The organism is Sulfurospirillum diekertiae (assembly GCF_002162315.1).
Taxonomy (GTDB): Bacteria; Campylobacterota; Campylobacteria; order Campylobacterales; family Sulfurospirillaceae; genus Sulfurospirillum.
In genome coordinates this window covers 2,147,603-2,173,185 of the sequence record NZ_CP021416.1, presented here as the reverse complement: position 1 = coordinate 2,173,185, position 25,583 = coordinate 2,147,603, and the positions used below count along the sequence as shown (strand labels likewise).

The window sequence follows — 25,583 nt, the reverse complement described above, 5'->3', positions numbered from 1 at the left end:
ATTAAATCCTTAAAAATATTTTTAAACCAAGAATATAAATCAAAGCCTGAATAAGTTTAGAAATAGTGGAAAAAGGTATCATGGCTAAAAGTTCAGGAGGAGGAAAAACAAAGGTTTTACCCGCTACTTGAAATTCAGCAGTAGCACATTGACAATTACTGCCAGAGCCAGAAAGACCACCAAAATTCAAATCTAAAGCATTAGAAGAAAACCAACCAGAACCACCCGTTGGCAACATATCATCAAGAGTCATGGAAGAACCAGAACCGTTAGTATCAACAGAAGCATTACCATCAAAATAACCCGCAATTTTGTCTAAGAGACTTTGTGTTTGATTATTATCTTTATGAAGAGTGTCGAGTTTATCCTCAACCTTGCTTAAATCTGTACCATTGCCGTCTTTTGTACCAGTACCATTACCATCTTTAATCGCTTTTAAAATGTCGTCTAATTTGCCACCGAGTTTATCACCTTGTGTATTTACAGCACCCGTTGTGCCATCTACAGCCTTTTTAACGTCAACAGTTGCACCGAGTTGTGCGGTTGCGTTTAACAAATTTGCATCGACCCATTTACCCATCATATTACGATATTGCGTATTACCTTTAAATTCTGTATCCATAAGCGCATAACGAGCGTCAGCTTTTGAGTTACCATCAACAATTTTGGCAAGAATAGAGTCAAACGTAAAACCTTGCTCTTTTAAAGAAGTGTTAACAGATTTTAGATCAATACCCATTTCTTTTAATGCAGTATTGGAGTCTTTTTGACCATCTTGAATAGATTTAAGAGCATTAACGACATCGGCTTGCGTTGGTGATGTTACTGGAGAGCCATTAACATCGGGTGTATTTGTTGTGGTGTTTGTGTCAGGCGGTTTCGTACCGTTTGAATCTGTTGGCGTTGATGTATTTGTATCGGGAGTGATATCAATAGGGTCGTAATAAATATAAATTTCTTGACCATTGTCACACGTAGCTTTTTGCCTTTTATAAGACATAGTAGAATGAGTAGACCACGTCACAACACCACTACTATGACCCGGTGAGTATGTAGTACCTTTAGCATCACAAGCACAAGAAGCACGAGAAGTAAAGCCACTAAACTGCATACAATCATTACATTTACCCGTTGTAATATCTGTAAATTTAGTTATATTGTCGCAATCAGAGTTATTTGTATCAACAGCTTTAATACATTCACCATTTTCAACAATTCCCGTAGGGCAATCAGTTGCAGGAGTTGTGCTATAAGTACCATGATATGCATTCGTATAATCACAATGCTTAACTCCAGTAATAGTAGAACCACAATTCGTAGGAGAAGATGATGTAAAATACTGATGATAAACACCGCCAGAAAGCTGCGCACTTTCAAAAGAATATGAATAAGAACCAAACATATTGCCGACAAAAGTACAAGATTGATTTTTTAAAATAGAGCCATTAACAGTTATGTAAGTAGGACAATTTCCTGCAAAAGAAACTGTAAAAGTAAGCATTAACGCTAAGATTATCTTTTTCATTTAATAATCCTAACTTCAATAAACAACGTTAAAGTCGTGCGTACGGTATCGGTTGAGTCGTAGGAAAAGACATAACTTAAGACGGGAATGTCACCCAGTAACGGAACTTTAGACGTAGATTTCACATCAGAGCTTGCAGTCAATCCACCAATCGAAACGCTACCACCATCTTTAATATTAAAATTGCCCGAAATTGATTTTTTCTTTGTTTCGATCAGCCCGTCATCACCTTTCTTTTTAAGTGTTTCGTTGGTGAGTGTTGTCTTTAAAAGAATTAAGCCATTCTTTTGAATTTTAGGAGAGACTTCTATGGTTAATCCAAGTTCTTTTTGCGTGTAGGTATTACGCAATGCTGCCGTTGTGGAAGTGGAATCCGTTGCATAAGAGGACGTCTTAACACTGATTGTATCACCCACATTGAGTTTTGTGGTTTCACCGTTTGCAACAACCACATAAGGCTCACTCATGATCTTTAAATAGTCTTGGGTTTCAAGATCAGTCAATACACTCTCAAAATCAGCACTAAAAAGCTTATCAAAAGACAATTTTTTAAAGTCAGTGACACCCGACAAACTAAGCTTAGATGTCAGAGCAGAGTTAAAACCAACGTTCTTTATTTTCTCATTATTAATTTCGATTATTTTCATAGTTAATTCAACGTTGGAAAGGTTTTTTTCATCGGGTGGCAATTCGAGTTTTTTATCATCTACGATATAGAAGCCATCATATTCGTTTAGAAAGAGTCCTTTTGACTCAATAATGCCTTTAAATGTAGAAAATAAAATAGCAGGGCTAATGTCTTGAATGACAAAGTAATCAGCACTCATGTTTTTAACGTCTTGAGAAATTAGGATATTTTTACCACACTCTTGAGATACCATCGTGGCAAGATCACGAAGTCCGAAATTTGTTGGCGCTATTTCAATAGCGTAAACGCTTAGGCTTAGAAAGATGGAGAGGATTAAGGCTTTCATTAAAAGCCCCTTTTAATGATAAGACCAATGCAGAAAACGGGCAAAAAAGCTTTAAGAAGCACAGTAAAGCCAATATCTAAAACATAGTTGGCAGATGCGCTTGCAGTCATTGAAAAATTAATAATATCTACGATCATAGTAAACTCATTACTAACATGCCAAAAATCATAAGACCGATCAAGGCATTAAGATAACTAAAATCTTCGTTTGAAAGACCAAGTGTATTATTGGAAGCTTCTGGAGCGCATTCGTTGGTTGAAGTGTTGTAGTCATAACCCTTAAAAACATCATCACCGAGATTTTGCGTTATGGTTGAAACAGTTACACCTGTATCAGAACGAACGTAATAAAATGCACCGTTTGAATACCAATAATCTTTAATACAGATGTTTGATGGTTGATAGAGATAATCTGCTAAAAGAAAGTTAGAGCATATCAGCAGTGTTAAAAGTAATCGTTTCATAACTAGCACCTTTTTAAAAATAAGAGGAGACAATTATCTCCTCTTAGCGATTCTCAAAATGAAAAACGAGCTATTTACTGTAGCTCTAAGAGTCAAGAGGAAACCAGCAACAGCGTAAAAAGCCGTTAAGTCAATTTGAGTAATCATGTCAAAATCTCTTAAGCACGGTTAATAACACGTTTGATATGATCCCATGCAATAGGAGCAAGACGAATTGCGATCACAGCTGAAATGACAGTACCAACCATGACAAGAATACCTGCCAAAGTAGTATTCAAATCAGTAAACCATGCAGGGTCAGCTGCCATCGCATTGGTAGAAAAACCAACAATGGCAAGAGCGCCCATTGCAACAATTTTCTTAAAGTTCGTAAGTCCGTTTTGATTCTCTTTTTTCATAAGAGACTCCTTTTAATGTAGTAGAGTATTTAAACCCTCTATCAAGCCCACCGTAATGAGCTTTGAAGAGATTTTATTTGACGTGGTGTATCCACCTCGCGTAAACCCGCCATGAAAAAACCTTAAGCGGTCATTTTTCACAGCGTGTGTCCGACTTCGGCTCTTCTCAGGTTAAAACTTTCTTTTTTCGTTAAGTTTTCTCTTTTTAGAGCAAGAGAAAAACAACTCTATTAAGCGCGAGATCTTCTATAATTAGATGAACCTTGCCACTCTTCAAACGTTCCAAATTTTTTACGAAACTTTTCAGCTTCAACCGCTTTACGGTAAGAACTTAAGTTAAGCTCTTTTTCGCCTATACCATGAGCCTTAAGGCGATCTCTTGCACCTTGACGTGAGGTAATATTTGAATAAATCTTTTCATCACGAACATTACCTCTTGTCCAAATAGCCTTAGAAACATGAAACCATGCCAATGGCACTAAAAAAATAGCTATTAAAGAAGCTAAAACAGTCACAACGTATGAAAGAATCTTAGATAATGCGTCCATAACAGGATTAAAAATCATAGAGGTGTTATCTGCAAAAACACTACTCACCATTAAGGAGATCAGCACCATTACAAACAAGCCCCTATGTTTCATTTCAAAATCCTTACTTAATCTTTTTTAATTAAAATATTCCAACAAGAAAGAGCCGAAACAACAACAGAAAAAGCAATAAAAAAAACAATGAACCAATCAGAAAAGTCCATTTAAAATTCTTATGATTTAGGTTGTGGTTCAGGCTTGATCGTTGTGCTTAATTGCGCTATGAGTTCACCCGCAGTTTTGGAAAGCGAGACACGGTAAAAATCACGTTCAGCTCTAGGAAATTGACCTTTACATGTAAAGACAACTCCGTTATTTTTAAGCTCTGTTAATTTATTGGCGAGAATGTCAAGCTCACTAGCACTTTCGCCATTAATTTCAAAATTGATCAGTACCTCTTGAACCGTATCGTCATCAACTTCAAAGATAGTCGAGGTGTAAAGTATTACTTTATAAATATCTTTAGTAAGTTCTCTTTTTGCTTTTTTTGCATCTTCAATCGTAAAGATCGTGAACTCCAAATCAAAGTCAGTAATTGAATACGTCAGGTCAAAACCGTTCACTAAGACATTACTTTCGATTGGACTAGCACCAAGAACAAATTTAAGTGTTTTATCTTTTTCGAGTTTTGGAAGTGTCTCTAAAAGCTCTTTAGCATTAATATTGGCAAAAGCGAAGTATTTACGAGATTTTTCGTTGTCTTTTGTGAAAGGTTTTTGAAATACGCCTACATGTAAAGGAAGCATCATATCTTTTGCGAGATATTCACGTATGGCTTGATTGAGTTTAACCGCTTCAATACGGTTCTCACATTTAACAACTACATCAATACGTTGTGAATAGCTATAAATAGCATTAGTAGGGTGTTGATAGGTATTTTCAGCCGTAATGACAACTTGATCTTTATGTGGATAACGTGAACCAACAGAACACGTTAAAGCTCTACGGAGTAAAACATCTGCTTGGTAAGCTTGTTGGATGAAGTGTGGATAAACTTTGGTTTGATTGTCTTGCATTTTGAGCACCTTTTTTAAAAGTTTTTTAGCACCATTTAACAAGTCGTGAGAGTAGGTGCTGACGAACTCTCACGCTTAAGACCCCTAAAGACCTTGGTATATGAAAAGAGAGATTTTCAAATAACAAGGTCTTTAAATTGAATTAAGGCAAAATTGCCTAATAATCAATTTTTCTATATAATGGAAAATTAGAAAGAATTGGCGGAAAAGGATTAATATTTACAAAAAATAAAAAACAATCTTTTTCTGTATTACGGAATTAATTCTATATTACAGAAACTTAAAAACAGGTAAATAATGGACAACAATCTGGCTGAAATAGCAAAAAAACTTAAAATTGGTGTATCTACGATATATCAATGGAAAAATACTAGACCAGAACTATACAATTTTTTGTTAGAAAATTCCGTAATACAGAAAAGCGAGATTGAAAAATATTTCGAAATGTTAGATAAAGAGGAACAAGAAATGTATCTCTTTGAAATAAAAGCAAGAGTTATGAGAAAAAATCTAAAATAAAAGGTAAGAGTTATGAAGAAAATACTTGTCCTCATTGGACTACTATCAAGTATGTATGCAATTCCACCATGTGATTTACCAGATCAAAAAGTATGTGCGTATTTTTATAGAGGACCATTAAGCGGAGAGATCATTATTACCAATATGTCATCAGATACAATTTTAATAAAACATCTTAGTGTTTCCTTAGATGGACAAAGCAAAAGTATTAGTGATTTACAACTAAGCGCAGGACAAAAATTTTTTCTATGATAAAAACAAGGTACGACGATCATGACAAAAAAACCTTATTACAACATAGGCTCAATGGAATATAAAATTATCAAATAAAATATAACAAGGTTCTAAAGTGTTCCATGATGATGATTCATTAGATTTAATAGAAAAGTATCGAAAACAAAAATACCAAGAAAAAGCTAATGGAAAGTTTTTAACAAACAAGAATAATAAAAAATTACCTCGTCTTTCATTGATTCCAATTATTCTTTTGATAGGATATATTATTGTAATGAATTTAAGCGGTATTCACAAAAAACCCAATGAAGCATTTAACGATAGACTCAAAAAAGAAGAAACAACAACTACAGACCTACAAAAGCCAATCCAAACACAAAAAATAGAAGAAACTTCTCAACAAGTAATGACAAAAAATATAGAAATCATTTCAAATAAACCTATCATTACACCACAAAAAATAGAACCCTCAAAACAAGAAACTACCATTAATCTTATGCCTCAACAAACTCCTCAAAAACAAATACCTACTCAAAAAATACAAGAGGAAGAAGAAATACACCCTGGCACATCAACGAGTATAGGATATTATAGATAAGTGGGAAGTTATCCCACTTGCTTTAAAGACTTACGGTTAAGACTAAGATCATCAAGCTTTTGTATAAGCCACATTTTAATGATAGATTGACGCGTAACACCCATACGTTTAGCTTCTTGATCTAAAGAGGCAATAGCCCAAGATGGAAGATCAACATTTACTTTTTTTATAGCTAGCATCTCTTTTTCAAACTCTTTAAGTGTTCTTTTTGAAGAGAGATCAATATAAGGTAATATATCTTCACCATTATCAAATTTTTTATCAAATTCTTCCGCTGATATTGTTTTCATAATATTTCCTTTTCATTTTTTCGACATCGTCTAACGCTGATAATACGGATATTATCTTCACGCATAGTGAATACAGCTACATAACAAAGATCATCAATAAGACCAACTAAAAGATGACGCCATTCATCATTGACATAAACACTATCAAAAACTATATGTTGTTTGTTTTGCCAAAGAGCTTGTGCTTCTTCAAAGTCAATCCCGTGTTTTTCTTTATTGGCTTTACTCTTTGTTTCATCGTATTCAAACATCAAAAACCTTTTTAATTAGGTATAGAAATTATACTATTATTATATATGTAAAATCAAGTAGAAAGGGTACGTTTTTTTCAAATCCCTCTCTGTCCGCCACCAACTCCCTATTTTAGGCACTTTCAAAGCATTTTTTCAAAACCTGAAAATCCCTTGTGTACCCCTAAGAATAAACCAAAATATTCGTATGGGTGGTCTTAAAGTGACCTTACCGATAACTCACATCATTTTAGTGCTTGAACACCCTGAATACTACACTACTTTTGCGGATTGCCTTGTTTAAGCCATCTTAAAAAGAGTAGAAAAATAAAAAATAAACACCTAAATGTGACGCTTTCCTCCTCAAAAAGGCTATACTGTCTTAAAAAGGAGTGAAAGATGCTCAGCCTCAACTGTCCCGAACTTGACGTTTACCATGCAGAGTGTGATGAATTGCTCAGCACTTTTGACTACTCTCATTTTACTGAATCATTTAGCGCGCTGATTCACCATACCAAAGAGCATTTTGCCAATGAAGAGCGCATTATGAAAGAGCTTAATTTTCAAGGCTATTTTGAACACTTTGAAGAGCACCAAAAAATTCTTGGCGAGATGAGCCAGTTCTTAGCAATGGCAATGCAGGGCAATACCTTGTTTGCAAAGAATTATATTAAAAACGGTGTTGCGGATCGTTTGGATCTTCATATTCGCAACATTGACTCACAACTCGCACTGTTTATAAAAAGTAAAAGCTAATTTGAGACTAAAGCCGATCAGCCCAATGCCCACTATTTTTTGAAGAACATTGAGGTAAGGCAAAAGTCTTAAAGCTCTTTGATTGCCAAATAGAAACGCTACAAACATATCCCACACCAGCAACATTGTGACCATCCATACCGCATACACCATCTTTACATGTAAAGCTGTTTCGGGTTTAACAATGGTAAAAAGCAGTGAGAAATAAAAGAGAATATTTTTAGGATTGAGTAAGGCGGACAAAAACCCTTGAGCAAAGAGTTTAAATGCCATTTGACGCTTTACATGTAAAGAATTTTCAAGGCTTGGTTGGGGTGCAAAAAGCAGGAGACAGCCAAGGTAAAGTAAAAAAAGTGCCCCTCCGATTTCGATGAATGAAACGATGAATGGGTACTGACTTAAATACGCATGCCCCATGTACGCTAAAGCGATGTAAAGCGCGTTTCCACTGGCAATTCCTAGACAACTCCACCATGCTTTATGATATCCATGTGTTAGCGCATGCTTGATAATGAGAAAAAAATCTTGCCCAGGGCTTAAAAGTGCTAAAAAATAGATAGAGGTGAGGGTGATGAATTCTACTTCAAACATATAACTCCTTTTTACATGTAAGCATAAACGAAATGCGAAAAAAGTTATTGTATAAAATTGACTTAGTACGTACTTGCTTCTCATTTGAAACAGGTTTTAAAAATTGACGAAATATGTCACACGCCTTTATTTCTATTTAACGTTATGTTTTATATTATACAACGGCATAAAATTTGCACATTGAAACAATAATGTTAAAAGGAGGGCAATGTATGTATGTAGAGAAGTGTTATATCAATCGTTACAAGATAGCGTCCAAAGGGCGAGTGATGCTGATGGTATCGGCGATGGTCAGTTGTTTCAGTGTGGTGAGTGCCGCTCCCACAGGGGGCATTGTTAGTAGTGGAAGTGCAACCATTGCCTCAAGTGGAACGACTACCAATATTAACCAGTCGACGCAAAAAGCTTCGATCAATTGGCAAGGATTTTCGATTGGTTCCAATGAAAGCGTTAACTTTAATCAACCCAGTGCCTCTTCTATAACGCTTAACCGTGTCGTAGGTAATGAGACAAGTGTTATAGCGGGCGCACTGAATGCCAATGGGAAAGTATTTCTTCTAAACTCTAATGGTATCCTCTTTACCCAAGGTTCCAGTGTCAATACCTCAGGACTCGTAGCTTCAACACTAAACCTCAGTGATGAAGACTTTAACAAGAACAACTTCGTCTTCCAAGGCAATGGCTCTCAAGGCTCTGTCATTAATATGGGAACGATTAATATCGCTAACAGTGGTTATGCAGCATTGCTTGGAAAAGAGGTCTCTAACCAAGGTGTCATAGTTGCTACCAAAGGAGCTGTTGCCTTAAGTTCTGGAGATAAAATCACTTTGAACTTTAATGGAGACTCCTTGATGAGTGTCACCATTGATGAAGGAACCCTCAACGCCTTAGTAGAGAATAAAAACGCTATCTACGCCGATGGCGGAAAAGTCATCCTCACAGCCAAAGCAGCTAATGATCTTCTTGCTTCCCAAGTCAATAATGAAGGCCTCATCCAAGCCCAAACCTTAGATGACTTAAAAGGTGAGATCACCTTGTATGCTCATGGAGGAACCACAACCGTTAGTGGCACACTCGATGCCTCTGCTCCTACAAACGGTGATGGTGGTTTTATTGAAACCAGTGGGGATAAGGTCAAGATTAACGATAGTGCTAAAATCCTTACCAAATCAACCAATGGAAAGAATGGACTATGGCTCATTGACCCTGTAGATTTTACCATTGCTGCTAGTGGTGGAGATATGAGTGGGGCTTTGCTTTCGAGTTTGCTCAATAACGGGAGTATCACGATCGCTTCCTCTTCAGGAACCAGTGGAACCAGTGGTAATATCAATGTCAATGATACTATCTCATGGGATGCTGCAAGCACCTTAACCTTAAATGCATTGAATGATATTAATGTCAATAAAACCATTACTGGTAAATACACCGCTTACAACAGTGCAACCCCTACCACCAAAGCAGGATTGAGCCTCAATGCAGGGCATGATATTAATATCAATAATGCTATTAGCCTCACCAATGCCGCACTAAGTATGACCTATGGCAATGCCTATAACATTCGTACCAAAGCCAGTTACAGTGGAACAACAACCGATGCCAATGGCAACCTTGTGGCACAAACGGATACCAGTGGTGGAGTTTATGGAAGTGTTACGTTTACTGGTGGACAAGGTAGCGGTGATGCACTGAGCATCAATGGCAATGCCTATACCCTGATTTACAGTATGAGCCAACTGGATGCATTGGATAAAAATAACGCTCTTACAGGGTACTGGTATAACCCTAATACTGGAAACTATGACGTTTCTATTGCAACCAAAGCAAGTACGATTATGCTTACATCAACAATCAGCGGTGTTGTGTATTATTATAACCCGATCAGTGGGGCATACGATATACCAAAAACCACTGTGAGTGGAGGTACGACTTATTATTACAATGTAGAAACAGGTTTGTATGATCAAACGACTGTTTATCCGACATCGGGAAGGATTACCAAATATTGGTACAACCCAATAACGGGAAAATATGATATTGCAAATGCAACGGTGGTGTCTGGTTCAATAAAATATTACAATTCTAAAACAGGACAATATGATCAGACCACTGCTACAAGTGCTTTTTCGAAGTACTATTATGATCCTGTAAATGGCTTATATGACCTTTCTGCAATTTACGCTCCTTCTGTCAACATTGCTATTGCCCATAATTTAGATGCCTCTGGTGCTACCTATACCAATTCGATCATCCAATCTTTGAGCGGTACTTTTGCGGGAATGGGACATAGTATAAGTAATCTCAAAATTAATTCATCTTCACAAAATACAGCACTATTTTCACAAACAACATCAGGAAGTATTGTCCGAGATTTTGGACTGTTAAATGTGGATATAACCTCTACACAAAGTAATACAGCTTCTCTTGTTGGTACCAATTTCGCGGATATTAGCAATGTATATGCCACTGGAAAAGTGAGTGGAACTTCTGTGGTTGCTGGATTAGTTGCGGCAAGCGGAACAGAATTAACACCATTGCAGACACTTTATAGTTCATTTGCAGATGTTGATGTATCTGGTTCTTATGGAAGCAGTGCAGGATTGGTTGGGACAGCGTATTCTCTGAAAATAGTAAACTCACATTCAAGTGGTGATGTAAAAATGAGCAGCAAAGATGCGATGAATACGGGTGGCTTAGTTGGATCTGCTTCAAAAGGCTTCATCCTCAATTCTTATGCAACAGGTGATGTTTATGCTGCTCAAAAGACAGGAGGACTGGTAGGTTTATACAATACTATCATCGATGGTGATAATTTTATAGAGAATTCATTTTCAACAGGGGCTGTGACTGGAACGTATAATATTGGTGGATTAGTAGGGCGCATAGGAAATGTTATTCGTAGCGATGGTGGATTTAGTATAAAAAACAGTTATGCGACCGGCAATATAACTCCGACAAATGTGGACACCATAAATTATGAGACTACAGGTGTGGGTGGATTGGTTGGATATGCCATAACTACAGGTAAAGGTAAAATGAGTATTGTTGATTCCTATGCAAGAGGGAATATTAATGCTACCAATCTTACTAATGTAGCTTATATCTCTGTGGGTGGATTGGTAGGAGTATTAGATAACGATTTTTTGATTGAAAACTCATATGCTACTGGGGATATATCAGGTCTGTATAATGCAGGTGGATTGGTTGGTCAAACATCTTCAACTAAAAATTATCCTACTCAAACGATTTCAAAGTCATATGCAACTGGCAAGGTTTCAGGAAATTCTGCGGGTGGACTTGTGGGGAGTGTTATAGGAAATAGCACTTCAACAGTGATTGTCAAAAGTTCATACGCAACTGGAGATGTAACAGGAACTGGCAATTTACAAGTAGGCGGTCTTATAGGTTTTATTGGCGGTAAGAATACTTTTATTATTGATTCTTATGCAACGGGGAATGTAATGGGCGGGAATAGCCAGAATGGGGTAGGTGGTTTAGTTGGGCGAAGTGGAGCCTCCATTATCAATTCCTATGCAACAGGATTGGTGCGTGCCAACAACATGGCTAAGGTAGGTGGGTTGGTAGGTTATACTCAGAGCGGCTCATCAATTACCAACAGTTATTATAATGCTAATACTAACGCTAAGGGAGTTGGTTCTGGAAAAGGTGTTGCCACTGGTTTAAATGGAGATGAAGTGGATGATGCTAAGTACTATGCCGATGGCACGATCACTCAGGTATTAGCAAATCGTGCAGCAGCAGCGGCTGCCAAGGCTGCCGCGGAGCAAGCTGCTCGTGATGCCGCCGCACAAGCTGCTGCTGAAGAGGCTACTCGTAAAGCCCAACTTGTTGCAGAAGAAGCTGCACGCCTAGCTGCAGAGAAAGCAGCACTGGATGAGCATGTCGCCAATGCCAATCAACAAACCAATACACTCAGAAAACATGAAAAGGCTCTTCCTCTTTTGGCTATTGAAAATACATTCAAACAAACACCTACCCCTTTAACACAAAACATTACTGTCATCGATCCAACTTATTCTGCAAGTATTAAGACCATTGTGATTGATGGTAAAACGTACGTGATTGAAGATGACGAAGAGGATAAAAAATAGCGAGGTGTTTAGGATTGTGTAAAATTAGCTTGGTACTCTTTGGGGGTGAGAGCGGTACGGCGTTTAAAAAAGCGGTGGAAGTGGCTTTGGTCGACAAAGCCACAGTATTGCGCGCACAGGGCAAGCGGAGTGCCATCGTGAAGTAACTGCTTCGCATGCTCGATGCGCACATCCATGGCATAGTGTTTGGGCGTACAACCGTAGGTTTGTTTAAAGTGGCGTGTGAGAACATAGGGGTTGAGTCCAAAACGTTTGGAAAGCTCAAAGAGACTGGGTGTTTCATCCAGCCGACTTTCTAAAAAGTGTGCCATATCTTGAAGGGTATTGTCTTTGTATTGACTCACTCCTTGTTTCGTATAGAGCCAAAAAAAGCTCTCCACCCATGCTTCCAATGCCTTTACATGTAAAGGTGAAAAACCTTTTATGAGCGCTGTAATAATGCGCTCAAACTCCTCAAATAAAGCCTTATGAAATACCAACGGTGTAGTCAGTGGCAACAGCGTTGTGGTTTCTTGAAACTGTTTGGCTTGAATGCGCGTACAAAAGTTCGCATCTAAATAGACCATAATGTAACTTCGTCTCGTTTGCGCAATAGGATTGCAGGCATGTTGGATGTGAGGTGGAATGATGGCAAGGGCGCCATGTTCGAGCAAAAACTCTCCCTCAGGTGTCTGAAAGCACGTTTTGCCTTCGAGCATAAATCCTATGGAGAGTGCTGCGTGTGCATGTGCCTCATAAGCGCGCTCACTCTGCAGTGTTTGGCGAATCTGTAAAAAAGGTGCTTGCTCGTAGCAAATCAAAATTGTTTTAGTCTCGTTCATAAAAGTATTGTAATATAATAATTCAAATGTTAGCAAGGAGAAGAGCATGCAAAAACTCTTATGTATTATGGCAATACTGGTTTCATCTTCACTGTTTGCATTGGATTTTGCCCGTGAAAGCGAACTACAAAACGAGTGCGATCATAACAATCCCACGGCATGTTTACAATTAGGCGCGATGTACCACATCGGTGATGGCGTCCAACAGAGCTTTAGTAAGGCCAAAGAACTTTATAACCAAACCTGTTCTATGGGCATGGGAAGTGGCTGTTCTAATTTAGGTTACATGTATGAAAGTGGTCAAATAGGACAAAATTATGCCAAGGCAGCTGAACTGTATGAAAAAGGGTGTGTACTTGGTGATGCGAGCAGTTGTGCGAGTCTCGCGGTTTTGTATGAAAATGGTACAGGTGTGAGTGAAGACTTGCAACAAGCCGTTAATTATTATGATCGTGCGTGCAGTGCGGGCTTGGCAAGCAGTTGTGCGCATCTTGCATTACTGTACGAGCAAGGTGGAAACTATGTTTATGCTGCCATGTACCATCAAAATGGATGTGATGCCGGCGATGCGCAAGAGTGTTCCGCGCTTGCTCGTATGTACTATGAGGGAGGCAGCGTGAGCCAAGATGCGCAAAAGGCGCAAGAGCTGTTCAAAAAAGCATGTGATTTGGGTGATGAAATAGGCTGTAAAAACTATGAGATTATTAAAAATAACACAGGATTTGTGGAAGAGTGATCTTTAGGGAAGACTCTTCCACAAAGATTTTGACTTTACTTTACAAGTTTAATTTGCCTGTGTCATGAGAATGGCATTAGAGGTGTTTTGCTTGATTTTCAAAGTGAAAATGCGCTTGTGTCATCGTGTGTCGGTACGCAAACATAGCATCCATGTCTCTTTTTACAAACCAGAAAAAGAGCCTTCCCAAAAAAGGAATTGGTGGCGCTAGTGTGATGGTCTCTTCCATGCGCGTGCGATTTTCATCTTCTGCTATAAAGCGTCTTTCATGCCGAAACGAAGCAAAAGGCCCTTTGATCATCACATCAACAATGCTGTGAGGGCAGTTTTTCTCAAGCGCCATCTCCCAACGTGTCGTGATGCCAAACTTTTTAATGTCCAAAATGACGCTGTCGTTCTCCATCTTCACGATGTTCACCTTAATCGACGGTGGCGTAATGAGAGGAAGATTATGCGTGTCGGTATGAAAAGCACATACGTCTTCAACGCTTGCATCAAGAGTACAGGAGTAGTGTAGGGTGTAGAGGTTCATGGGGGTCCTTTAATGGGCACTTGTAGAGAAATGCCATAATTTCTAAGCGTACCTCTATATCATAGCAAAGAAGCATCAAAAATTATTCAAATAGATATATTTTCCCTTTAGAGCTCTCAATTTAATTGATTTATTTTCCCATTGGACGATCTTAGAGTATGTAGTATTATTTAGGAGATCATCTGTGGGAATTTCTATTTTATCTTCTGCCGCTCAGGTGGGAACGTATATAACACCAAGAATTAAACCCACCGCAAAAGAGTTGGCAGAACTCAAAAAAGAGCCAACCAAAGTAGCGACAGAAGGAAATATTTATACCTCCACCGCAATTCATTTTAAAGAACTCTCGCTTGAAGAACTCAAATACGAAAAGATTAGCGTTGACACATCAAAATTTACTTACGTAAGCTATTCTGATGGTACAAAAAATGAGCCAAACCGCCTTGTTGTCATGCATGATCCTGAAAATAATAACAAATTTGTGACGATACAACTTTCAAAAAAGAGTATTGATCAACTCAAACAAAAATTTGATGGAACTAACAACTTTTTTGAACGCAGTGATGGAGTTTTGCGCCTCAATGGTGACGCAGAAGCTTTTGTTGCTGGATGGATGCAAAACATCAGAATGGATCGTAACTACAGCAAATCAGATGTCGATGGCAACGGACTGATAGAAGGTGACGAGGCAAAAACTCTGACGATTGGGTATAAGCGTCAGACCAACTATGATTACATTGGTAAAAAAGTGGTTAAAATCAGTCTTAGTGTAGGCGAGAAATATCAAGACATGGAGCATGTTGCTGCATCACTTTTCATGGATAAAAATGAAAAACTACAGTTTCAAACTAAAACGCTCAGCCACTAATGCGAACTATATTCAGTTTGAAAACAGTGTTGAAAAAGAGTTAGATCACACCATTCAAATGGATTCTGATCTTAATGGAACGGTTACGCTTAAAGAGGGATTGACTGACGAATTTGGAAAAGATTATCGTAAAAGAGTTATAACAGATACAGAAAAAATTCATACAGACATGCTTTATGATCACCCTAATTTAAATGATGATTCTCAGCTACAAAACAATGACTTTGGGTTTGCAAAAGCTAAAAAAGAGCAAGAAGCCACTCTTCAACAGATGAGCCAAGATACTTTAAAGATAAGCACTTTCGATTTATTAAATTTTACTAGCGAAAAAGATAAAAATACTTCGGATACCTTAAAACAGCTCCAATTACAAACCGCCAAAAGTTCCTACTTTGGCAAACAAGACGAGACTGCTACTATACAAAAAACATCGGAATAAGAGTATGTTGAGTGTTATTTCGCATTTCCTTGACAACCCTTTACATGTAAAGCTAAAATAGTCTCAAAACTCCCATACAAAGGTCGCTCATGAAAAAATTACTCTTCCTTTTTGTTCTTCTTTCAAGCTCTGTTTTTGCTGCTGGAAATGTAGAGTCTGTGACGCTTGTGAAGTCTACTCAGAGTTGGGATGGATCAAGCCTTCCTGCGTACCCAAAGGAGGCACCGGAGATTTCGGTTTTGAAGATCACCATTCCTGCTCACACGACGCTTCCGCTTCACAAGCATCCTATCATTAATGCGGGGTATATGGTCAAAGGCGCGCTTAAAGTGGTGACCGATGAGAACAAAACGTTACAGCTTAAAGCGGGTGATGCGCTGATCGAAGTGGTGGATAGATGGCATTATGGCGTCAATGAGGGCGATGAAGTGGTGGAAATTGTTGTTTTTTATGCAGGGACAAAAGAGAGCGTGTATTCCATCAAAAAATAGATGGTCATACTTTACATGTAAAACGTTATGGTAGTTTTTCGATCGGCAAGGGCTCTGCGTGAAAGTAGCCTTGTGCAAAGTCAATGTTGAGATCTTTAACAACATCGTTGGTTGCTTCATCAAAGACAAACTCTGCAACGGTTTGCAAACCCAACCGTTTTGCAAAGTCATTAATCGCCGCAGCAATTTGATATGCACTAGAATCGGTTGTTATTTTTTGGATGATGGTACCATCTATTTTTAAAATATTGGCATTAAATTGCGCGAGATAGGCAAAGTTTGAGTAGCCACTTCCAAAATCATCAATGGCGATTTTAACACCCAACTCTTTGACCGATGCGATAAAAGAGATGATGGTGAGATAGTCTTTGATGGCTTCAGTTTCAGTCAATTCAAAAGTGATGCGTGAAGGCTCTACAAAGTTTTTAATCGCATTTTTGATGAATAAAACGGTTTCTGCATCTTCGATGTCTTCCACCGATAGGTTGATTGCCACGTTCTCTTCTCGATGGGTAAAATCCAAAAGTGTTTTTTCAATCATAATGCGTGTGAGCGCTAAGTAATACTTCGATTTTTTTGCAACTTCCAAAAAGAAGTAGGGCGTATAGACTTTTCCATTTTCATCAATCAGGCGCATTAAGCTTTCATATTTAGTTATTTTGTGGCTTTTGAGATGAACAAGCGCTTGGTAGTAGGGGACAATTCTGTCATGTTCAAGAGCACTTTTGAGCGTATGGAGCATTTGAAAGTTTTGCAGGTGTATGGCTTCTTCCTTTTTATCGGAGAGCATCCAGTCCATATTGCGTAGACGTGCTTGTTTGAGGGCTTCTTCCGCATGGGAGAGAATTTGTTCTTTCTCAACCGCAATTCCTACACTAATGCGTGTGGTAATTCCTTGCATATCTGCTAAAAATTGATGGGTATGGACTTGGTTGATGAATTTTTCCATGGTAGTGCAAAATAGCTCATTATCTTCTCCATCCCCAAAAATGACAAAGTTGTCTGCTTCAAGTTTATAAAGCGAGTAGGGTGTGAGGTTTAACATCTCAAGAAAAAGAGCGGAAAACTCTCGAAGGAGTGTATTGCCACTTTCAAACCCGTAGAAGCGGTTAATTTCACCAAAGCCATCAATGTTGATCAGTGCAATAATCGGATTTTGAGATACGGCAATATCTTCAAAAAGCTTCACACGATTGGGCAGGTTGGTTAACGCATCGGTGGTCTGTTTTAAAATTTGTTTTTGTTGCTTGATGATCTTGGTGAGGTCATTGCGTGTGGAGATGTACTCGACGATTTGTTTGTTCTCATCAAAAAGTGGAATGATGGTCGTATCGACATAGTAAGGCTCTCCTGATTTGGCTTTATTGATGATGAGACCTTTCCATACGTGACCCTTTTTGATGGTCGTCCACATATCTTTAAAAGTACCATTCGGGACATCGGGATGGCGAATGATATTGTGCGACTTACCAATAAGCTCCTCTCTGGAGTAGCCTGAAATTTTGACAAAAAGGTCATTGACATAGGTGATAATGCCTTGTGTGTTTGTTTTAGAGACAATAGAGTTTGCATCAAGGGCTAGTTTATAAGCATCAAGTGTTTTAATCGTATGTTCAAGCTCATCCACGACAGCATTTGTTAGTCTAGACATGACTGCAATGTTCTCGTGTTTTTCATCCAACTGTTTTCTACTCGGCTGGGGTAATGTTTCGAGCTCTTCTTGTTCACTCAATGCCAAAACCGTGGTGGTGAGATTCATCATCTGAGAGGAACGAGATGTTTTGAAAAATTCACCATAACTAAAAAAGCCGCAGGTTGTGCCTAAGATGTTGTAGGTTAGGAATTCACTTTCAAGAATTTCACCGGCAAATGCTTTACGCCCCATGCACGAATAGATCCAGACAACTTCAGGTTTAAGAAGAAGCCTTGCATCATTATTTTCCACGATTTCATCAACATTGGCAATACCAAAACGAACACGATCGCCTGTATTAAAATTGCCTCCAAACACTAAGGCATTTTCCGTAACAGCAACAGGTGCTCTGGCAATATAAACACCTTTTTCGGTTTTAATGAGCGGAAATTTGACGATACTGGAAGGAAGATGGGCAACAACATCATCTCCAAAATAGTGGCGAACAACTTCGAAAATAGGCGTTTTTATCAAGCTCAAAGATCGTATTATTGAGCACTTTTGTAACGACCATCGGTTTGCCGATAGGATTCCAGTTAAGCTTCCAATGATTGAGAATTTTTAAAGACGCATTTTCAAATGCCACGCCGACAACGCCATGAGCGTACACAGTACCATTTAAAGCAATTAACGTTCTAGCGAACCTCCCATAATCCGCTGCCGCACCACCTGCAATGGTTAAATCTTTACGTATAAAGTTAACACCACTTAAAAATTCTTCAGGTTTACCTTGCAATCCTTCACTGAAAAAGATGGCTGCTTTCACAGTGTGACTTAGATGTTGAACGACAGAAATTCCACCGTTAAAATTACAATGATGCGTATAAAGAGGAATAAGTTTGGTATGCGTGAAGGCACAAAAAGAGAGCGTGACGGTGTTCTCAAGCATTTTCCCATCGAGGATTTCTCCTGCTGTGGTCACACCTATGATTGTTGCATGGGGAAGCAATGCCGAAAGCGTGGATGAAAGATCGCTAAAAAGCTGTTCGTCATTGCGACCATCAAAAAATTGCACTAAAAGAGATGGTTCGTTTTCAAAAGCCTCGTATTCAATACGATTTTTCAGCGATGAAAAATCCTCAAACGTGAAATTTGAAACTTTCATAAGATTTTCCCTTTTGTGTGAGTAGAAACGATTATTTTATTTTTATTTTTTATTAAATAGAAAACTAATTATACACTTTTTATTCCTTCAATTTATCCTATGCTATAATCTTTTACTTAATCTCAAAGGTTAAACAGATGGACAAAGAACTGCAAACCCTTCAGAAGTTTTACACTATCGCTATTGAGTTTCTAACCAACTACAGCTTTCAACTGATTGGGGCGCTGATCATCGTCATCATCGGATGGTTTACCGCAAAGTATGCCTATGCTCTTTTGATGCGTCTTTTTGAAAGCCATCATTTTGACATGACGCTCTCGAAGTTTGTTGCGAACGTGGTTAAAATGCTGATTTTCGCTGCAATGATCATTATAGCACTTGGAAAAGTGGGCATTTCTATTGCACCTTTTGTCGCGGCTATTGGCGCTGTTTCCTTAACCGCTGGCTTAGCACTTCAAGGGAGCGTTTCGAACTATGCCGCAGGGGTGCTTCTCATCATCAGCCGCCCATTTAAAGTGGGTGATACCCTTTCCATCGGTAGTTTTTACGGTGTGGTGGAAGAGATCAAACTCTCCTATACCATCCTTCGCAATGAAGATGAAGAGCTCATCACCATTCCCAATAAAAAGATGATCGGTGATGTGTTGGTCAACTCCTTTGAGTTCCGAATTGTGGAGTCAAGTATTGGCGTGGCGTATGAGGAAGATCCCGCTAAAGCAATTGCATTGATCAAAGAGGTCTTATCGGGCTTTAAAGAGGTCAGCAATACGCATAAATCTGTGGTGGGTATTACAAAGTTTGCAGACAGCTCCATTGAACTGGGACTTCGCTATTGGGTTCCGACCAAGAGCTATTTTAAGACACAATTTGAGGTCAATCTTGCCCTCTATAACACTTTACATGTAAACAACATCAGTATTCCTTATCCGCAACGCGAAGTGCGTATTTTAGGAGAAAAAGTTTGATTCCTAAAAAATATGAGTTTATAACCTTCGCTTTTTTTATGTCGTTGTTTATGACCATTTTAATGTCGTTTGTCATCACGTTCATCAATGTTGGTTTTAGTGAAATGTTTTTTGCCCAATGGTTTGGAGCGTTTTGGCGAGCTTATGTTATCGCCTTTCCTGCGGTTTTAACCGTTGTGCCTATTGTGCGAAAGATCGTTAAAAGATTGGTAGCTGAATTCTAATGTTTAAAAAATTCGATCAGTCCCATTACGATTTCAAAACCGATCAGTCCTATAATAATCCACTCTAAAAATTCACTGTGTTTTTGGTTGAAAAGATCGAGTGACATGCTAATGTCCTCTTTAAGATGTGTAAGTTTATGCTCTACAATCTCAAAACGATCTTTGAGTTCAAGTGTTGATGAAAGCCTGTTGTAAAGTTTTTCTGCTTCTTCGTTATCCCATAAAATATTGGGCTTATCCAACAACAAAAGATCGCTTACCATACCATGTTGAATATTCATTAATGTTCGTGCAAATTCGATGAGTTTGGAACGTTTGAGCAGTGCGTAGCTTTGGGTGAGGTCAAGCAGTTGTTGGCTCTTATCAAAATGGACGTTGAGGTCTTGCTCATACTTTTCCAGCCCGACACTTTGTGAGACAACAAGCGCAATGATAATGAGATAAAGCGAGAGGGGTTCTTTCAGGATAATCTGCTCGTTACTCACTTTACATGTAACGTCTAAATCGGGTTCTATGAGAATGGGATAATCTTGGAAAATAGTGTGCTGTTCAAATGTGTCTGCATGCTTTAACCCCAGTTTCATAAGTGCTTTATAGATGGACTCTTTCTCCCAGTTGATAAAGGTGAGGACATTGAATTGGGTATAGACTAAGAATGTTTCGCGGTATTGCCAGTAAAAGGCTTTTTCGATTCCTTTTTTTAATGAGCAATCCAGCAGTGTTTCTATCTCATGTTTAGCAAAAGGGGTGGGAAGTGATATGGATACCAAAGAGAATGACGAAGACATAGGAACTCCTTGCAAAATCATTTCTATCATCAAAAGTATACAACCAAACCAAAACGAAAGTATTACATGTAAAGAAGTGTTAGCAAATTCATGCTAATATTAACGGAATAAAAGAGGATACAGAGTCCATTACGTAAGGATACCAATGCGTTTGAGGTTTATAGGGTATATGGTTTTTGGCATCATGAGTGTGCTTGGTGCGGAGGAATTTGATCCATTGAATACCAATGCGCTTATTCCAAGTCAGCAAGCCAAATTAGCATCATGTGCAACTGTCGATATGCGAAAAACATTAGGTTTATCGGATGTGGTAATGAGTGCGTTGTGCAACAATCCACAGACCAAAATAGCATGGCAAACATCGCTCTACCAAGCCGCACAAGTGGGAGTGAGTCGCTCGGCGTATTTACCAACACTCAGTGCAACGGGTTCTATTCTCAGGGCTGAAAGCAGTGAAACCCAAACAGGCAATCAAGAAAACGTTGGCGTAACACTTTCCTATCTGCTCTATGACTTTGGTAAACGAGATGCAACCTATGACAATGCAAAATCACTGCTCGATGTGGCGCTTTTCTCAGAAAACGATACGATTCAAACCGTGTTCCTCTCTGCCATCCAAGCATACTATGCCCTATTTGGCTCTAATGCTTCCCTTGAAGCAAGCCGTGAAGCTGAGCGCTCCGCTTTAGAGAGCCTCAATGCCGCTAAGACACGCTACACGGTAGGAACAGCCACACCTGCAGATACTTTGCAAGCTCAAACGGCTTATTCTCAAGCGATGCTAAACCGTATTCAAGCCGAGGGCAATGTGAAAAGCGCACAAGGGTCACTTGCCAGTGTTTTAGGACTTCTTCCCGATACAACCTTACAGCTTCAAACACCTAAGCTTGATATTCCCAGTGAAGTGTTTGAAAGCAATATAAGAGCGTTGATGGAAGAGGCACAAAGACTTCGACCCGATCTAATGGCAGCAGGGGCAAAGATTAAAGCAGCAGAAGCAAATATAAAAGCTGCTAAAGCAGACAACATGCCTACTTTTTCCCTCTCTGCAACATCAGGGCATACCAATACCGTTTTTGATACGGCACAGCGAACCTCTAGCATCGGACTTTACGTGAGCATACCTATCTTTACAGGCTTTAATACCAAGTATAAAATACAAGCGGCACAACAACAGCTCAAAATAAATGAAGCAGAGTATGATAAACTCTCTCAAAGTGCCAATTTAGAGGTCTACCAAACGTATCAGACACTGATCAGTGAAACGCAAGCAACACGCACAAGTAGCGACTTGGTTGCAAGTGCGCAAGCTTCCTATGACCTTGCTCTGGGTAGGTATAAAGCGGGAGTGGGAACGATCCTTGATCTTCTCAGTGCCCAAAGTGCGCTTGCGAGTGCCAAACAGCAGCACATTCAGTCGCTTTATAATTGGTACATCACGAAAGCGAGCCTTGCTAAAGCGATGGGTTCACTTGACTTCTCCACGATAAAAGGACAACCATGAATTTTTTAAAAAAGATATTGTTACATAAATTTACCCTTTTGATCGTTCTGATCGCTGTTAGTTATGGTGGTTATAAAGCGTGGGAAATCTACACAAAACCACCCCTTGAAGCAAAATATAAATTTCATACGCTAGAGCTTGGTGACATCACGCAAAGCGTTGCTGCCAATGGCACACTCAACCCTTTGGTGCTCGTCACAGTCGGTACGCAAGTCTCTGGTAAGGTGATTAAACTCTATGTTGATTTTAATGATCGCGTCACAGAGGGACAAATTTTGGCTGAGCTTGACCCAGCTCTTTTAGATGCTCAAGCGGCACAAAGTGCTGCGAGTGTCAAAAGTGCGGAAGCTTCATTGGAACTTGCTGTTGCCAATGAAAAAAGATCACGGGAACTTTTTAGCAAAGAGTATATCTCTAAACAAGAGTTGGACGCTTCCGTACAAGCGCTCAAATCTGCTCGTGCTGCACTTGATTTAGCACGCGCTCAGTCTCAAAAAGACCGTACCAATCAAGGGTATACGATTGTTCGCTCTCCTGTCTCAGGTGTTGTCGTCGATAGACAAATTGATGTAGGCCAAACAGTGGCAGCAAGTTTGCAAGCACCGGTACTTTTTAAAATTGCGCAAGATCTTCGTGAAATGCAGATTGACTCCAATTTTGCAGAAGCCGACATTGGTCGTATCAAAGTGGGGCAGAACGTTAATTTTGCAGTTGATGCGTTCCCCAATAACGCTTTTACGGGTGTTGTCAAACAAGTTAGGTTGAATGCCACAACCGTTTCCAATGTTGTAACCTACGATGTTGTTGTTACCCTAAAAAACCCAGATGAAATCCTAGCTCCTGGTATGACGGCATATGTCAATGTCATTTTGGCAGAGCGCAAAAATGTTTTGGTTGTTCCCAATGCGGCACTGCGTTATAAACCCACAGAAATGGCACCCAAAGGAGCAAGCGATGCTCAAAAAACTAAAAAAGAGAAAAAAGAGCCAAATACTGGCATATTGTATGTGTTTGAAAACGGTGAGCCAAAAGCCATTAGAGTGACGACAGGGATTAGTGATAACCGTTTTACTGAGATTGTGAGCAATGAACTTAAAGCAGGTGATAAAATCATCCTTGAAGAGTCAAAAGCTTTTGCGAAAGCAACCATGGCAGGTGGTCCAATGGGAAGACCCTTCTAATGAGTGAAGTCATCCAAATCACGCATTTAACGAAAAATTATTATACCGATGCGGGTGAAGTATGTGTGCTAAAAGGGGTGGATATTACCATTCAAAGTGGTGAGTTTGTGGCGATTATGGGACCTTCAGGATCTGGTAAATCAACCTTTATGAACATTCTTGGCTGTCTTGATAAAGCAACGTCAGGAGAGTATTTTCTCAATCAAACCAATACAACTTCTTTAAGTAAAAATGATCTTGCAACACTGCGCAACACGGTGATTGGATTTGTTTTTCAAGGTTTTAATTTGTTACCCCGCAAAAGCCTGATCGACAATGTCGCATTGCCTTTGGTGTATGCTGGGGTGAGTTTACATGAGCGCAGAGAAAGAGCAAAAATGATGCTCAAAAGTGTGGGATTAGAGCCTTTTGGAACCTACCTTCCTACACATATTTCAGGAGGACAGCAACAGCGCGTTGCCATCGCTCGGGCTCTTGTCAATCACCCAAAACTTATTTTAGCCGATGAACCGACAGGCAATCTTGATACGAAAACAAGTCAAGAGATCATGCAACTTTTTAGTGATCTCAACGAAAAAGAGGGCATTACGGTTGTTTTAGTCACACATGAGCCCGATATTGCTGAGTATGCAAAGCGACTGGTCAATTTTGTCGATGGGAAAATTCAACACGATGGACCAACGACGCGTATGATGGAGAAGGCTCAATGACGTTTATCATGTTTGCCGAAGCGTGGAGTGCAATGGGTGCCAATAGACTTCGTACGTTTTTAACCATGCTGGGTATGGTTATTGGCGTAGGGGCGGTTATTTTGATGTCATCCATTGGGGCTGGAACGCAAGCCAAAGTGAAAGAGTCGATTGCTTCCATGGGAAGTAACCTTTTTATTGTACTGGCAGGCTCGATGACTTCAGGCGGTGTACGTATCGGAAGTGGCGCGGTACAAACGCTGACCATATCGGACGCAACGGCAATGGAAGAGATCGATAGTATTGCAGCAACGGCTCCTGTTTCATCGGGTTCCGCTCAAATGGTTTATCAGTCTGCAAACTGGAATACTCAAGTCACAGGAACAACGCCTTCATTTTTTCAAGTGCGTGATTGGGCGATTGAGAGTGGTTACTCTTTTATGGATTCGGATGTCAGAGGCGCAACGCGGGTTGTTGTTTTGGGTAAAACCGTTGCTGAAAACCTTTTTGGGGATGAATCGCCAGTAGGAAAGACGATTCGGATTAAAAACAGCCCTTATATTGTGGTGGGAGTTCTGGCTAAAAAAGGGCAGAGTTTAGATGGCAGAGATCAAGATGATACCGCAATGGTTCCAATTACCACAGCTCAAACGAAGTTATTTGGTAGTCAATTTAAAGGTACGGTACGGTTTATTATGGTGCAAGGTCGTTCTGAAGAGACAATGGATCAAGCAGAAGAAGCGATGACACAGCTTTTGCGTCAACGCCATAAACTGCGTGAGAGTGCCGAAGATGACTTTACCATTCGTAACCTCACCGCTCTTGCTAATACAGCCGAAGAGACGACCAAAGCGATGTCATTGATGCTAGCCGCGATTGCTTCGATCTCGTTGTTAGTGGGCGGTATTGGTATCATGAATATTATGTTGGTTTCCGTCACTGAGCGCACACGGGAAATTGGTATTCGCATCGCCATTGGTGCGAAGCAAAATCATATTTTAGTGCAGTTTTTACTTGAAGCTTTGATGATTTCCATCATCGGCTGTTTTATTGGAGTCTGCGTTGGCGTGGGCGGTGCTTATACCGTGGCACATTTCTTTCCAATTAGCGTGGTGATTACACAAAATTCTATTGTGATCTCTTTCTTGGTGGCAACAGGTGTTGGTGTCTTTTTCGGGTTCTATCCAGCGCGTAAAGCGGCAAATTTAGAGCCTATTGAGGCACTTCGTTACCAATAAATGCGCTATAATTCTT

The 25,583-nt window shown here is 39.4% G+C and carries 30 protein-coding genes; 15 read left to right on the top strand and 15 right to left on the bottom strand.

Translation table 11 applies throughout. The features are described from left to right. Position 1: 1 nt before the first annotated feature. From Sdiek1_RS11070 to Sdiek1_RS11045, 7 genes are all read right to left on the bottom strand, one after another. Positions 2 to 1,525: a hypothetical protein gene (locus Sdiek1_RS11070; protein WP_087439171.1), complete on the bottom strand. Its 1,524-nt coding sequence runs from the start codon at positions 1,523 to 1,525 to the stop codon at positions 2 to 4. Then, complete coding sequence (locus Sdiek1_RS11065; protein ID WP_087439170.1) at positions 1,522 to 2,499, bottom strand: type II secretion system protein GspD; 978 nt, start codon at positions 2,497 to 2,499, stop codon at positions 1,522 to 1,524. The genes Sdiek1_RS11070 and Sdiek1_RS11065 overlap by 4 nt, the downstream gene beginning before the upstream one ends. Then, positions 2,499 to 2,636, bottom strand: a complete 138-nt coding sequence (locus Sdiek1_RS14875) for a hypothetical protein (protein ID WP_161492036.1) — start codon at positions 2,634 to 2,636, stop codon at positions 2,499 to 2,501. The genes Sdiek1_RS11065 and Sdiek1_RS14875 overlap by 1 nt, the downstream gene beginning before the upstream one ends. Further along, a complete protein-coding gene (locus tag Sdiek1_RS11060; RefSeq protein WP_087439169.1) occupies positions 2,633 to 2,962 on the bottom strand; it encodes a hypothetical protein in 330 nt (109 codons plus the stop codon). Before Sdiek1_RS11060 ends, Sdiek1_RS14875 begins: the two co-directional genes overlap by 4 nt. A gap of 158 nt (positions 2,963 to 3,120) precedes the next feature. Further along, on the bottom strand, positions 3,121 to 3,360 hold the full coding sequence (locus Sdiek1_RS11055) for a hypothetical protein (protein WP_087439168.1): 240 nt from the start codon (positions 3,358 to 3,360) through the stop codon (positions 3,121 to 3,123). Positions 3,361 to 3,590: 230 nt separating this feature from the next. Then, on the bottom strand, positions 3,591 to 4,001 hold the full coding sequence (locus tag Sdiek1_RS11050; protein WP_087439167.1) for a hypothetical protein: 411 nt from the start codon (positions 3,999 to 4,001) through the stop codon (positions 3,591 to 3,593). A gap of 119 nt (positions 4,002 to 4,120) precedes the next feature. Beyond that, positions 4,121 to 4,963 (bottom strand): hypothetical protein, encoded by an 843-nt coding sequence (locus Sdiek1_RS11045; protein ID WP_087439166.1) that lies wholly within the window; start codon positions 4,961 to 4,963, stop codon positions 4,121 to 4,123. 297 nt (positions 4,964 to 5,260) lie between these two features. On the opposite strand from Sdiek1_RS11045, the gene Sdiek1_RS11040 reads away from it, so the two are divergent. The 3 genes from Sdiek1_RS11040 to Sdiek1_RS11030 all read left to right on the top strand — a co-directional run bounded on the left by Sdiek1_RS11040 (position 5,261) and on the right by Sdiek1_RS11030 (position 6,314). Continuing rightward, positions 5,261 to 5,482 (top strand): hypothetical protein, encoded by a 222-nt coding sequence (locus tag Sdiek1_RS11040; RefSeq protein ID WP_087439165.1) that lies wholly within the window; start codon positions 5,261 to 5,263, stop codon positions 5,480 to 5,482. A 12-nt stretch (positions 5,483 to 5,494) separates the two neighbouring features. Continuing rightward, positions 5,495 to 5,734 (top strand): hypothetical protein, encoded by a 240-nt coding sequence (locus Sdiek1_RS11035; RefSeq protein WP_087439164.1) that lies wholly within the window; start codon positions 5,495 to 5,497, stop codon positions 5,732 to 5,734. 97 nt (positions 5,735 to 5,831) lie between these two features. Then, a complete protein-coding gene (locus Sdiek1_RS11030; RefSeq protein ID WP_087439163.1) occupies positions 5,832 to 6,314 on the top strand; it encodes a hypothetical protein in 483 nt (160 codons plus the stop codon). Positions 6,315 to 6,322: 8 nt separating this feature from the next. On the opposite strand, the gene brnA is transcribed toward Sdiek1_RS11030, so the two are convergent. Beyond that, a complete protein-coding gene (gene brnA / locus Sdiek1_RS11025; RefSeq protein ID WP_192866744.1) occupies positions 6,323 to 6,604 on the bottom strand; it encodes a type II toxin-antitoxin system BrnA family antitoxin in 282 nt (93 codons plus the stop codon). Continuing rightward, a complete protein-coding gene (locus Sdiek1_RS11020; RefSeq protein ID WP_192866743.1) occupies positions 6,601 to 6,855 on the bottom strand; it encodes a BrnT family toxin in 255 nt (84 codons plus the stop codon). The genes brnA and Sdiek1_RS11020 overlap by 4 nt, the downstream gene beginning before the upstream one ends. A gap of 378 nt (positions 6,856 to 7,233) precedes the next feature. Here Sdiek1_RS11020 and Sdiek1_RS11015 point away from each other — a divergent pair, with 378 nt between their 5' ends. Beyond that, on the top strand, positions 7,234 to 7,590 hold the full coding sequence (locus Sdiek1_RS11015; RefSeq protein WP_087439161.1) for a bacteriohemerythrin: 357 nt from the start codon (positions 7,234 to 7,236) through the stop codon (positions 7,588 to 7,590). Here Sdiek1_RS11015 and Sdiek1_RS11010 read toward each other — a convergent pair. After that, on the bottom strand, positions 7,555 to 8,181 hold the full coding sequence (locus tag Sdiek1_RS11010; protein WP_161492035.1) for a LysE family translocator: 627 nt from the start codon (positions 8,179 to 8,181) through the stop codon (positions 7,555 to 7,557). The two genes, Sdiek1_RS11015 and Sdiek1_RS11010, sit on opposite strands and share 36 nt — an antisense overlap. A gap of 212 nt (positions 8,182 to 8,393) precedes the next feature. Here Sdiek1_RS11010 and Sdiek1_RS11005 point away from each other — a divergent pair, with 212 nt between their 5' ends. Further along, on the top strand, positions 8,394 to 12,293 hold the full coding sequence (locus Sdiek1_RS11005) for a two-partner secretion domain-containing protein (RefSeq protein WP_161492034.1): 3,900 nt from the start codon (positions 8,394 to 8,396) through the stop codon (positions 12,291 to 12,293). 8 nt (positions 12,294 to 12,301) lie between these two features. Here Sdiek1_RS11005 and Sdiek1_RS11000 read toward each other — a convergent pair whose 3' ends face one another. Then, entirely contained in the window at positions 12,302 to 13,114 is an 813-nt protein-coding gene (locus Sdiek1_RS11000; RefSeq protein WP_161492033.1) for an AraC family transcriptional regulator, read from the bottom strand. Positions 13,115 to 13,160: 46 nt separating this feature from the next. On the opposite strand from Sdiek1_RS11000, the gene Sdiek1_RS10995 reads away from it, so the two are divergent. Continuing rightward, the gene (locus Sdiek1_RS10995) at positions 13,161 to 13,850 is read left to right on the top strand and encodes a tetratricopeptide repeat protein (protein WP_087439157.1); all 690 of its coding nucleotides are present in this window, start codon (positions 13,161 to 13,163) and stop codon (positions 13,848 to 13,850) included. A 76-nt stretch (positions 13,851 to 13,926) separates the two neighbouring features. Here the strand turns inward: Sdiek1_RS10995 and Sdiek1_RS10990 are convergent, their stop codons facing one another. Further along, positions 13,927 to 14,382 (bottom strand): SRPBCC family protein, encoded by a 456-nt coding sequence (locus Sdiek1_RS10990; RefSeq protein WP_087439156.1) that lies wholly within the window; start codon positions 14,380 to 14,382, stop codon positions 13,927 to 13,929. 184 nt (positions 14,383 to 14,566) lie between these two features. On the opposite strand from Sdiek1_RS10990, the gene Sdiek1_RS10985 reads away from it, so the two are divergent. From Sdiek1_RS10985 to Sdiek1_RS10975, 3 genes are all read left to right on the top strand, one after another. Continuing rightward, entirely contained in the window at positions 14,567 to 15,250 is a 684-nt protein-coding gene (locus Sdiek1_RS10985; protein ID WP_087439155.1) for a hypothetical protein, read from the top strand. Beyond that, positions 15,210 to 15,689 carry a hypothetical protein gene (locus Sdiek1_RS10980; RefSeq protein WP_087439154.1) on the top strand — a complete coding sequence of 160 codons (480 nt, stop codon included), beginning with the start codon at positions 15,210 to 15,212 and terminating at the stop codon, positions 15,687 to 15,689. The genes Sdiek1_RS10985 and Sdiek1_RS10980 overlap by 41 nt, the downstream gene beginning before the upstream one ends. An 89-nt stretch (positions 15,690 to 15,778) precedes the next feature. Next, positions 15,779 to 16,180 carry a cupin domain-containing protein gene (locus Sdiek1_RS10975; RefSeq protein WP_087439153.1) on the top strand — a complete coding sequence of 134 codons (402 nt, stop codon included), beginning with the start codon at positions 15,779 to 15,781 and terminating at the stop codon, positions 16,178 to 16,180. A gap of 25 nt (positions 16,181 to 16,205) precedes the next feature. Here Sdiek1_RS10975 and Sdiek1_RS10970 read toward each other — a convergent pair whose 3' ends face one another. Both Sdiek1_RS10970 and Sdiek1_RS10965 read right to left on the bottom strand, forming a co-directional pair. Further along, complete coding sequence (locus Sdiek1_RS10970) at positions 16,206 to 18,347, bottom strand: EAL domain-containing protein (RefSeq protein WP_151897989.1); 2,142 nt, start codon at positions 18,345 to 18,347, stop codon at positions 16,206 to 16,208. Further along, on the bottom strand, positions 18,298 to 18,978 hold the full coding sequence (locus Sdiek1_RS10965; protein WP_087439151.1) for an FIST N-terminal domain-containing protein: 681 nt from the start codon (positions 18,976 to 18,978) through the stop codon (positions 18,298 to 18,300). The genes Sdiek1_RS10970 and Sdiek1_RS10965 overlap by 50 nt, the downstream gene beginning before the upstream one ends. 137 nt (positions 18,979 to 19,115) lie before the next feature. Here Sdiek1_RS10965 and Sdiek1_RS10960 point away from each other — a divergent pair, with 137 nt between their 5' ends. Beyond that, positions 19,116 to 19,943 carry a mechanosensitive ion channel family protein gene (locus Sdiek1_RS10960; RefSeq protein ID WP_087439150.1) on the top strand — a complete coding sequence of 276 codons (828 nt, stop codon included), beginning with the start codon at positions 19,116 to 19,118 and terminating at the stop codon, positions 19,941 to 19,943. Continuing rightward, entirely contained in the window at positions 19,940 to 20,167 is a 228-nt protein-coding gene (locus Sdiek1_RS10955; protein ID WP_087439149.1) for a DUF2798 domain-containing protein, read from the top strand. The genes Sdiek1_RS10960 and Sdiek1_RS10955 overlap by 4 nt, the downstream gene beginning before the upstream one ends. Here Sdiek1_RS10955 and Sdiek1_RS10950 read toward each other — a convergent pair. After that, positions 20,164 to 20,955, bottom strand: coding sequence for an RMD1 family protein (locus Sdiek1_RS10950; RefSeq protein ID WP_087439148.1), 792 nt, complete (start codon positions 20,953 to 20,955; stop codon positions 20,164 to 20,166). The genes Sdiek1_RS10955 and Sdiek1_RS10950 overlap by 4 nt on opposite strands. A 145-nt stretch (positions 20,956 to 21,100) precedes the next feature. On the opposite strand from Sdiek1_RS10950, the gene Sdiek1_RS10945 reads away from it, so the two are divergent. Genes Sdiek1_RS10945 through Sdiek1_RS10930 form a run of 4 tightly spaced genes read left to right on the top strand, consistent with a single transcriptional unit; the run spans position 21,101 to position 25,567 of the window. Continuing rightward, on the top strand, positions 21,101 to 22,459 hold the full coding sequence (locus tag Sdiek1_RS10945; protein ID WP_087439147.1) for a TolC family protein: 1,359 nt from the start codon (positions 21,101 to 21,103) through the stop codon (positions 22,457 to 22,459). Continuing rightward, positions 22,456 to 23,640 carry an efflux RND transporter periplasmic adaptor subunit gene (locus Sdiek1_RS10940; RefSeq protein WP_087439146.1) on the top strand — a complete coding sequence of 395 codons (1,185 nt, stop codon included), beginning with the start codon at positions 22,456 to 22,458 and terminating at the stop codon, positions 23,638 to 23,640. Before Sdiek1_RS10945 ends, Sdiek1_RS10940 begins: the two co-directional genes overlap by 4 nt. Beyond that, entirely contained in the window at positions 23,640 to 24,350 is a 711-nt protein-coding gene (locus Sdiek1_RS10935; protein WP_087439145.1) for an ABC transporter ATP-binding protein, read from the top strand. The genes Sdiek1_RS10940 and Sdiek1_RS10935 overlap by 1 nt, the downstream gene beginning before the upstream one ends. Beyond that, positions 24,347 to 25,567 carry an ABC transporter permease gene (locus Sdiek1_RS10930; protein WP_087439144.1) on the top strand — a complete coding sequence of 407 codons (1,221 nt, stop codon included), beginning with the start codon at positions 24,347 to 24,349 and terminating at the stop codon, positions 25,565 to 25,567. Before Sdiek1_RS10935 ends, Sdiek1_RS10930 begins: the two co-directional genes overlap by 4 nt. Positions 25,568 to 25,583: the final 16 nt, after the last annotated feature.

What these genes read in the sequence shown, in the direction of transcription:
- Sdiek1_RS11070 (WP_087439171.1), bottom strand. Translation starts at nt 1,525, where the DNA reads ATGAAAAAGATAATCTTAGCGTTAATGCTTACTTTTACAGTTTCTTTT.
- Sdiek1_RS11065 (WP_087439170.1), bottom strand. Translation starts at nt 2,499, where the DNA reads ATGAAAGCCTTAATCCTCTCCATCTTTCTAAGCCTAAGCGTTTACGCT.
- Sdiek1_RS14875 (WP_161492036.1), bottom strand. Translation starts at nt 2,636, where the DNA reads ATGATCGTAGATATTATTAATTTTTCAATGACTGCAAGCGCATCTGCC.
- Sdiek1_RS11060 (WP_087439169.1), bottom strand. Translation starts at nt 2,962, where the DNA reads ATGAAACGATTACTTTTAACACTGCTGATATGCTCTAACTTTCTTTTA.
- Sdiek1_RS11055 (WP_087439168.1), bottom strand. Translation starts at nt 3,360, where the DNA reads ATGAAAAAAGAGAATCAAAACGGACTTACGAACTTTAAGAAAATTGTT.
- Sdiek1_RS11050 (WP_087439167.1), bottom strand. Translation starts at nt 4,001, where the DNA reads ATGAAACATAGGGGCTTGTTTGTAATGGTGCTGATCTCCTTAATGGTG.
- Sdiek1_RS11045 (WP_087439166.1), bottom strand. Translation starts at nt 4,963, where the DNA reads ATGCAAGACAATCAAACCAAAGTTTATCCACACTTCATCCAACAAGCT.
- Sdiek1_RS11040 (WP_087439165.1), top strand. Translation starts at nt 5,261, where the DNA reads ATGGACAACAATCTGGCTGAAATAGCAAAAAAACTTAAAATTGGTGTA.
- Sdiek1_RS11035 (WP_087439164.1), top strand. Translation starts at nt 5,495, where the DNA reads ATGAAGAAAATACTTGTCCTCATTGGACTACTATCAAGTATGTATGCA.
- brnA (WP_192866744.1), bottom strand. Translation starts at nt 6,604, where the DNA reads ATGAAAACAATATCAGCGGAAGAATTTGATAAAAAATTTGATAATGGT.
- Sdiek1_RS11020 (WP_192866743.1), bottom strand. Translation starts at nt 6,855, where the DNA reads ATGTTTGAATACGATGAAACAAAGAGTAAAGCCAATAAAGAAAAACAC.
- Sdiek1_RS11015 (WP_087439161.1), top strand. Translation starts at nt 7,234, where the DNA reads ATGCTCAGCCTCAACTGTCCCGAACTTGACGTTTACCATGCAGAGTGT.
- Sdiek1_RS11010 (WP_161492035.1), bottom strand. Translation starts at nt 8,181, where the DNA reads ATGTTTGAAGTAGAATTCATCACCCTCACCTCTATCTATTTTTTAGCA.
- Sdiek1_RS11005 (WP_161492034.1), top strand. Translation starts at nt 8,394, where the DNA reads ATGTATGTAGAGAAGTGTTATATCAATCGTTACAAGATAGCGTCCAAA.
- Sdiek1_RS11000 (WP_161492033.1), bottom strand. Translation starts at nt 13,114, where the DNA reads ATGAACGAGACTAAAACAATTTTGATTTGCTACGAGCAAGCACCTTTT.
- Sdiek1_RS10995 (WP_087439157.1), top strand. Translation starts at nt 13,161, where the DNA reads ATGCAAAAACTCTTATGTATTATGGCAATACTGGTTTCATCTTCACTG.
- Sdiek1_RS10990 (WP_087439156.1), bottom strand. Translation starts at nt 14,382, where the DNA reads ATGAACCTCTACACCCTACACTACTCCTGTACTCTTGATGCAAGCGTT.
- Sdiek1_RS10980 (WP_087439154.1), top strand. Translation starts at nt 15,210, where the DNA reads ATGAAAAACTACAGTTTCAAACTAAAACGCTCAGCCACTAATGCGAAC.
- Sdiek1_RS10975 (WP_087439153.1), top strand. Translation starts at nt 15,779, where the DNA reads ATGAAAAAATTACTCTTCCTTTTTGTTCTTCTTTCAAGCTCTGTTTTT.
- Sdiek1_RS10965 (WP_087439151.1), bottom strand. Translation starts at nt 18,978, where the DNA reads ATGAAAGTTTCAAATTTCACGTTTGAGGATTTTTCATCGCTGAAAAAT.
- Sdiek1_RS10960 (WP_087439150.1), top strand. Translation starts at nt 19,116, where the DNA reads ATGGACAAAGAACTGCAAACCCTTCAGAAGTTTTACACTATCGCTATT.
- Sdiek1_RS10950 (WP_087439148.1), bottom strand. Translation starts at nt 20,955, where the DNA reads ATGTCTTCGTCATTCTCTTTGGTATCCATATCACTTCCCACCCCTTTT.
- Sdiek1_RS10945 (WP_087439147.1), top strand. Translation starts at nt 21,101, where the DNA reads ATGCGTTTGAGGTTTATAGGGTATATGGTTTTTGGCATCATGAGTGTG.
- Sdiek1_RS10940 (WP_087439146.1), top strand. Translation starts at nt 22,456, where the DNA reads ATGAATTTTTTAAAAAAGATATTGTTACATAAATTTACCCTTTTGATC.
- Sdiek1_RS10935 (WP_087439145.1), top strand. Translation starts at nt 23,640, where the DNA reads ATGAGTGAAGTCATCCAAATCACGCATTTAACGAAAAATTATTATACC.
- Sdiek1_RS10930 (WP_087439144.1), top strand. Translation starts at nt 24,347, where the DNA reads ATGACGTTTATCATGTTTGCCGAAGCGTGGAGTGCAATGGGTGCCAAT.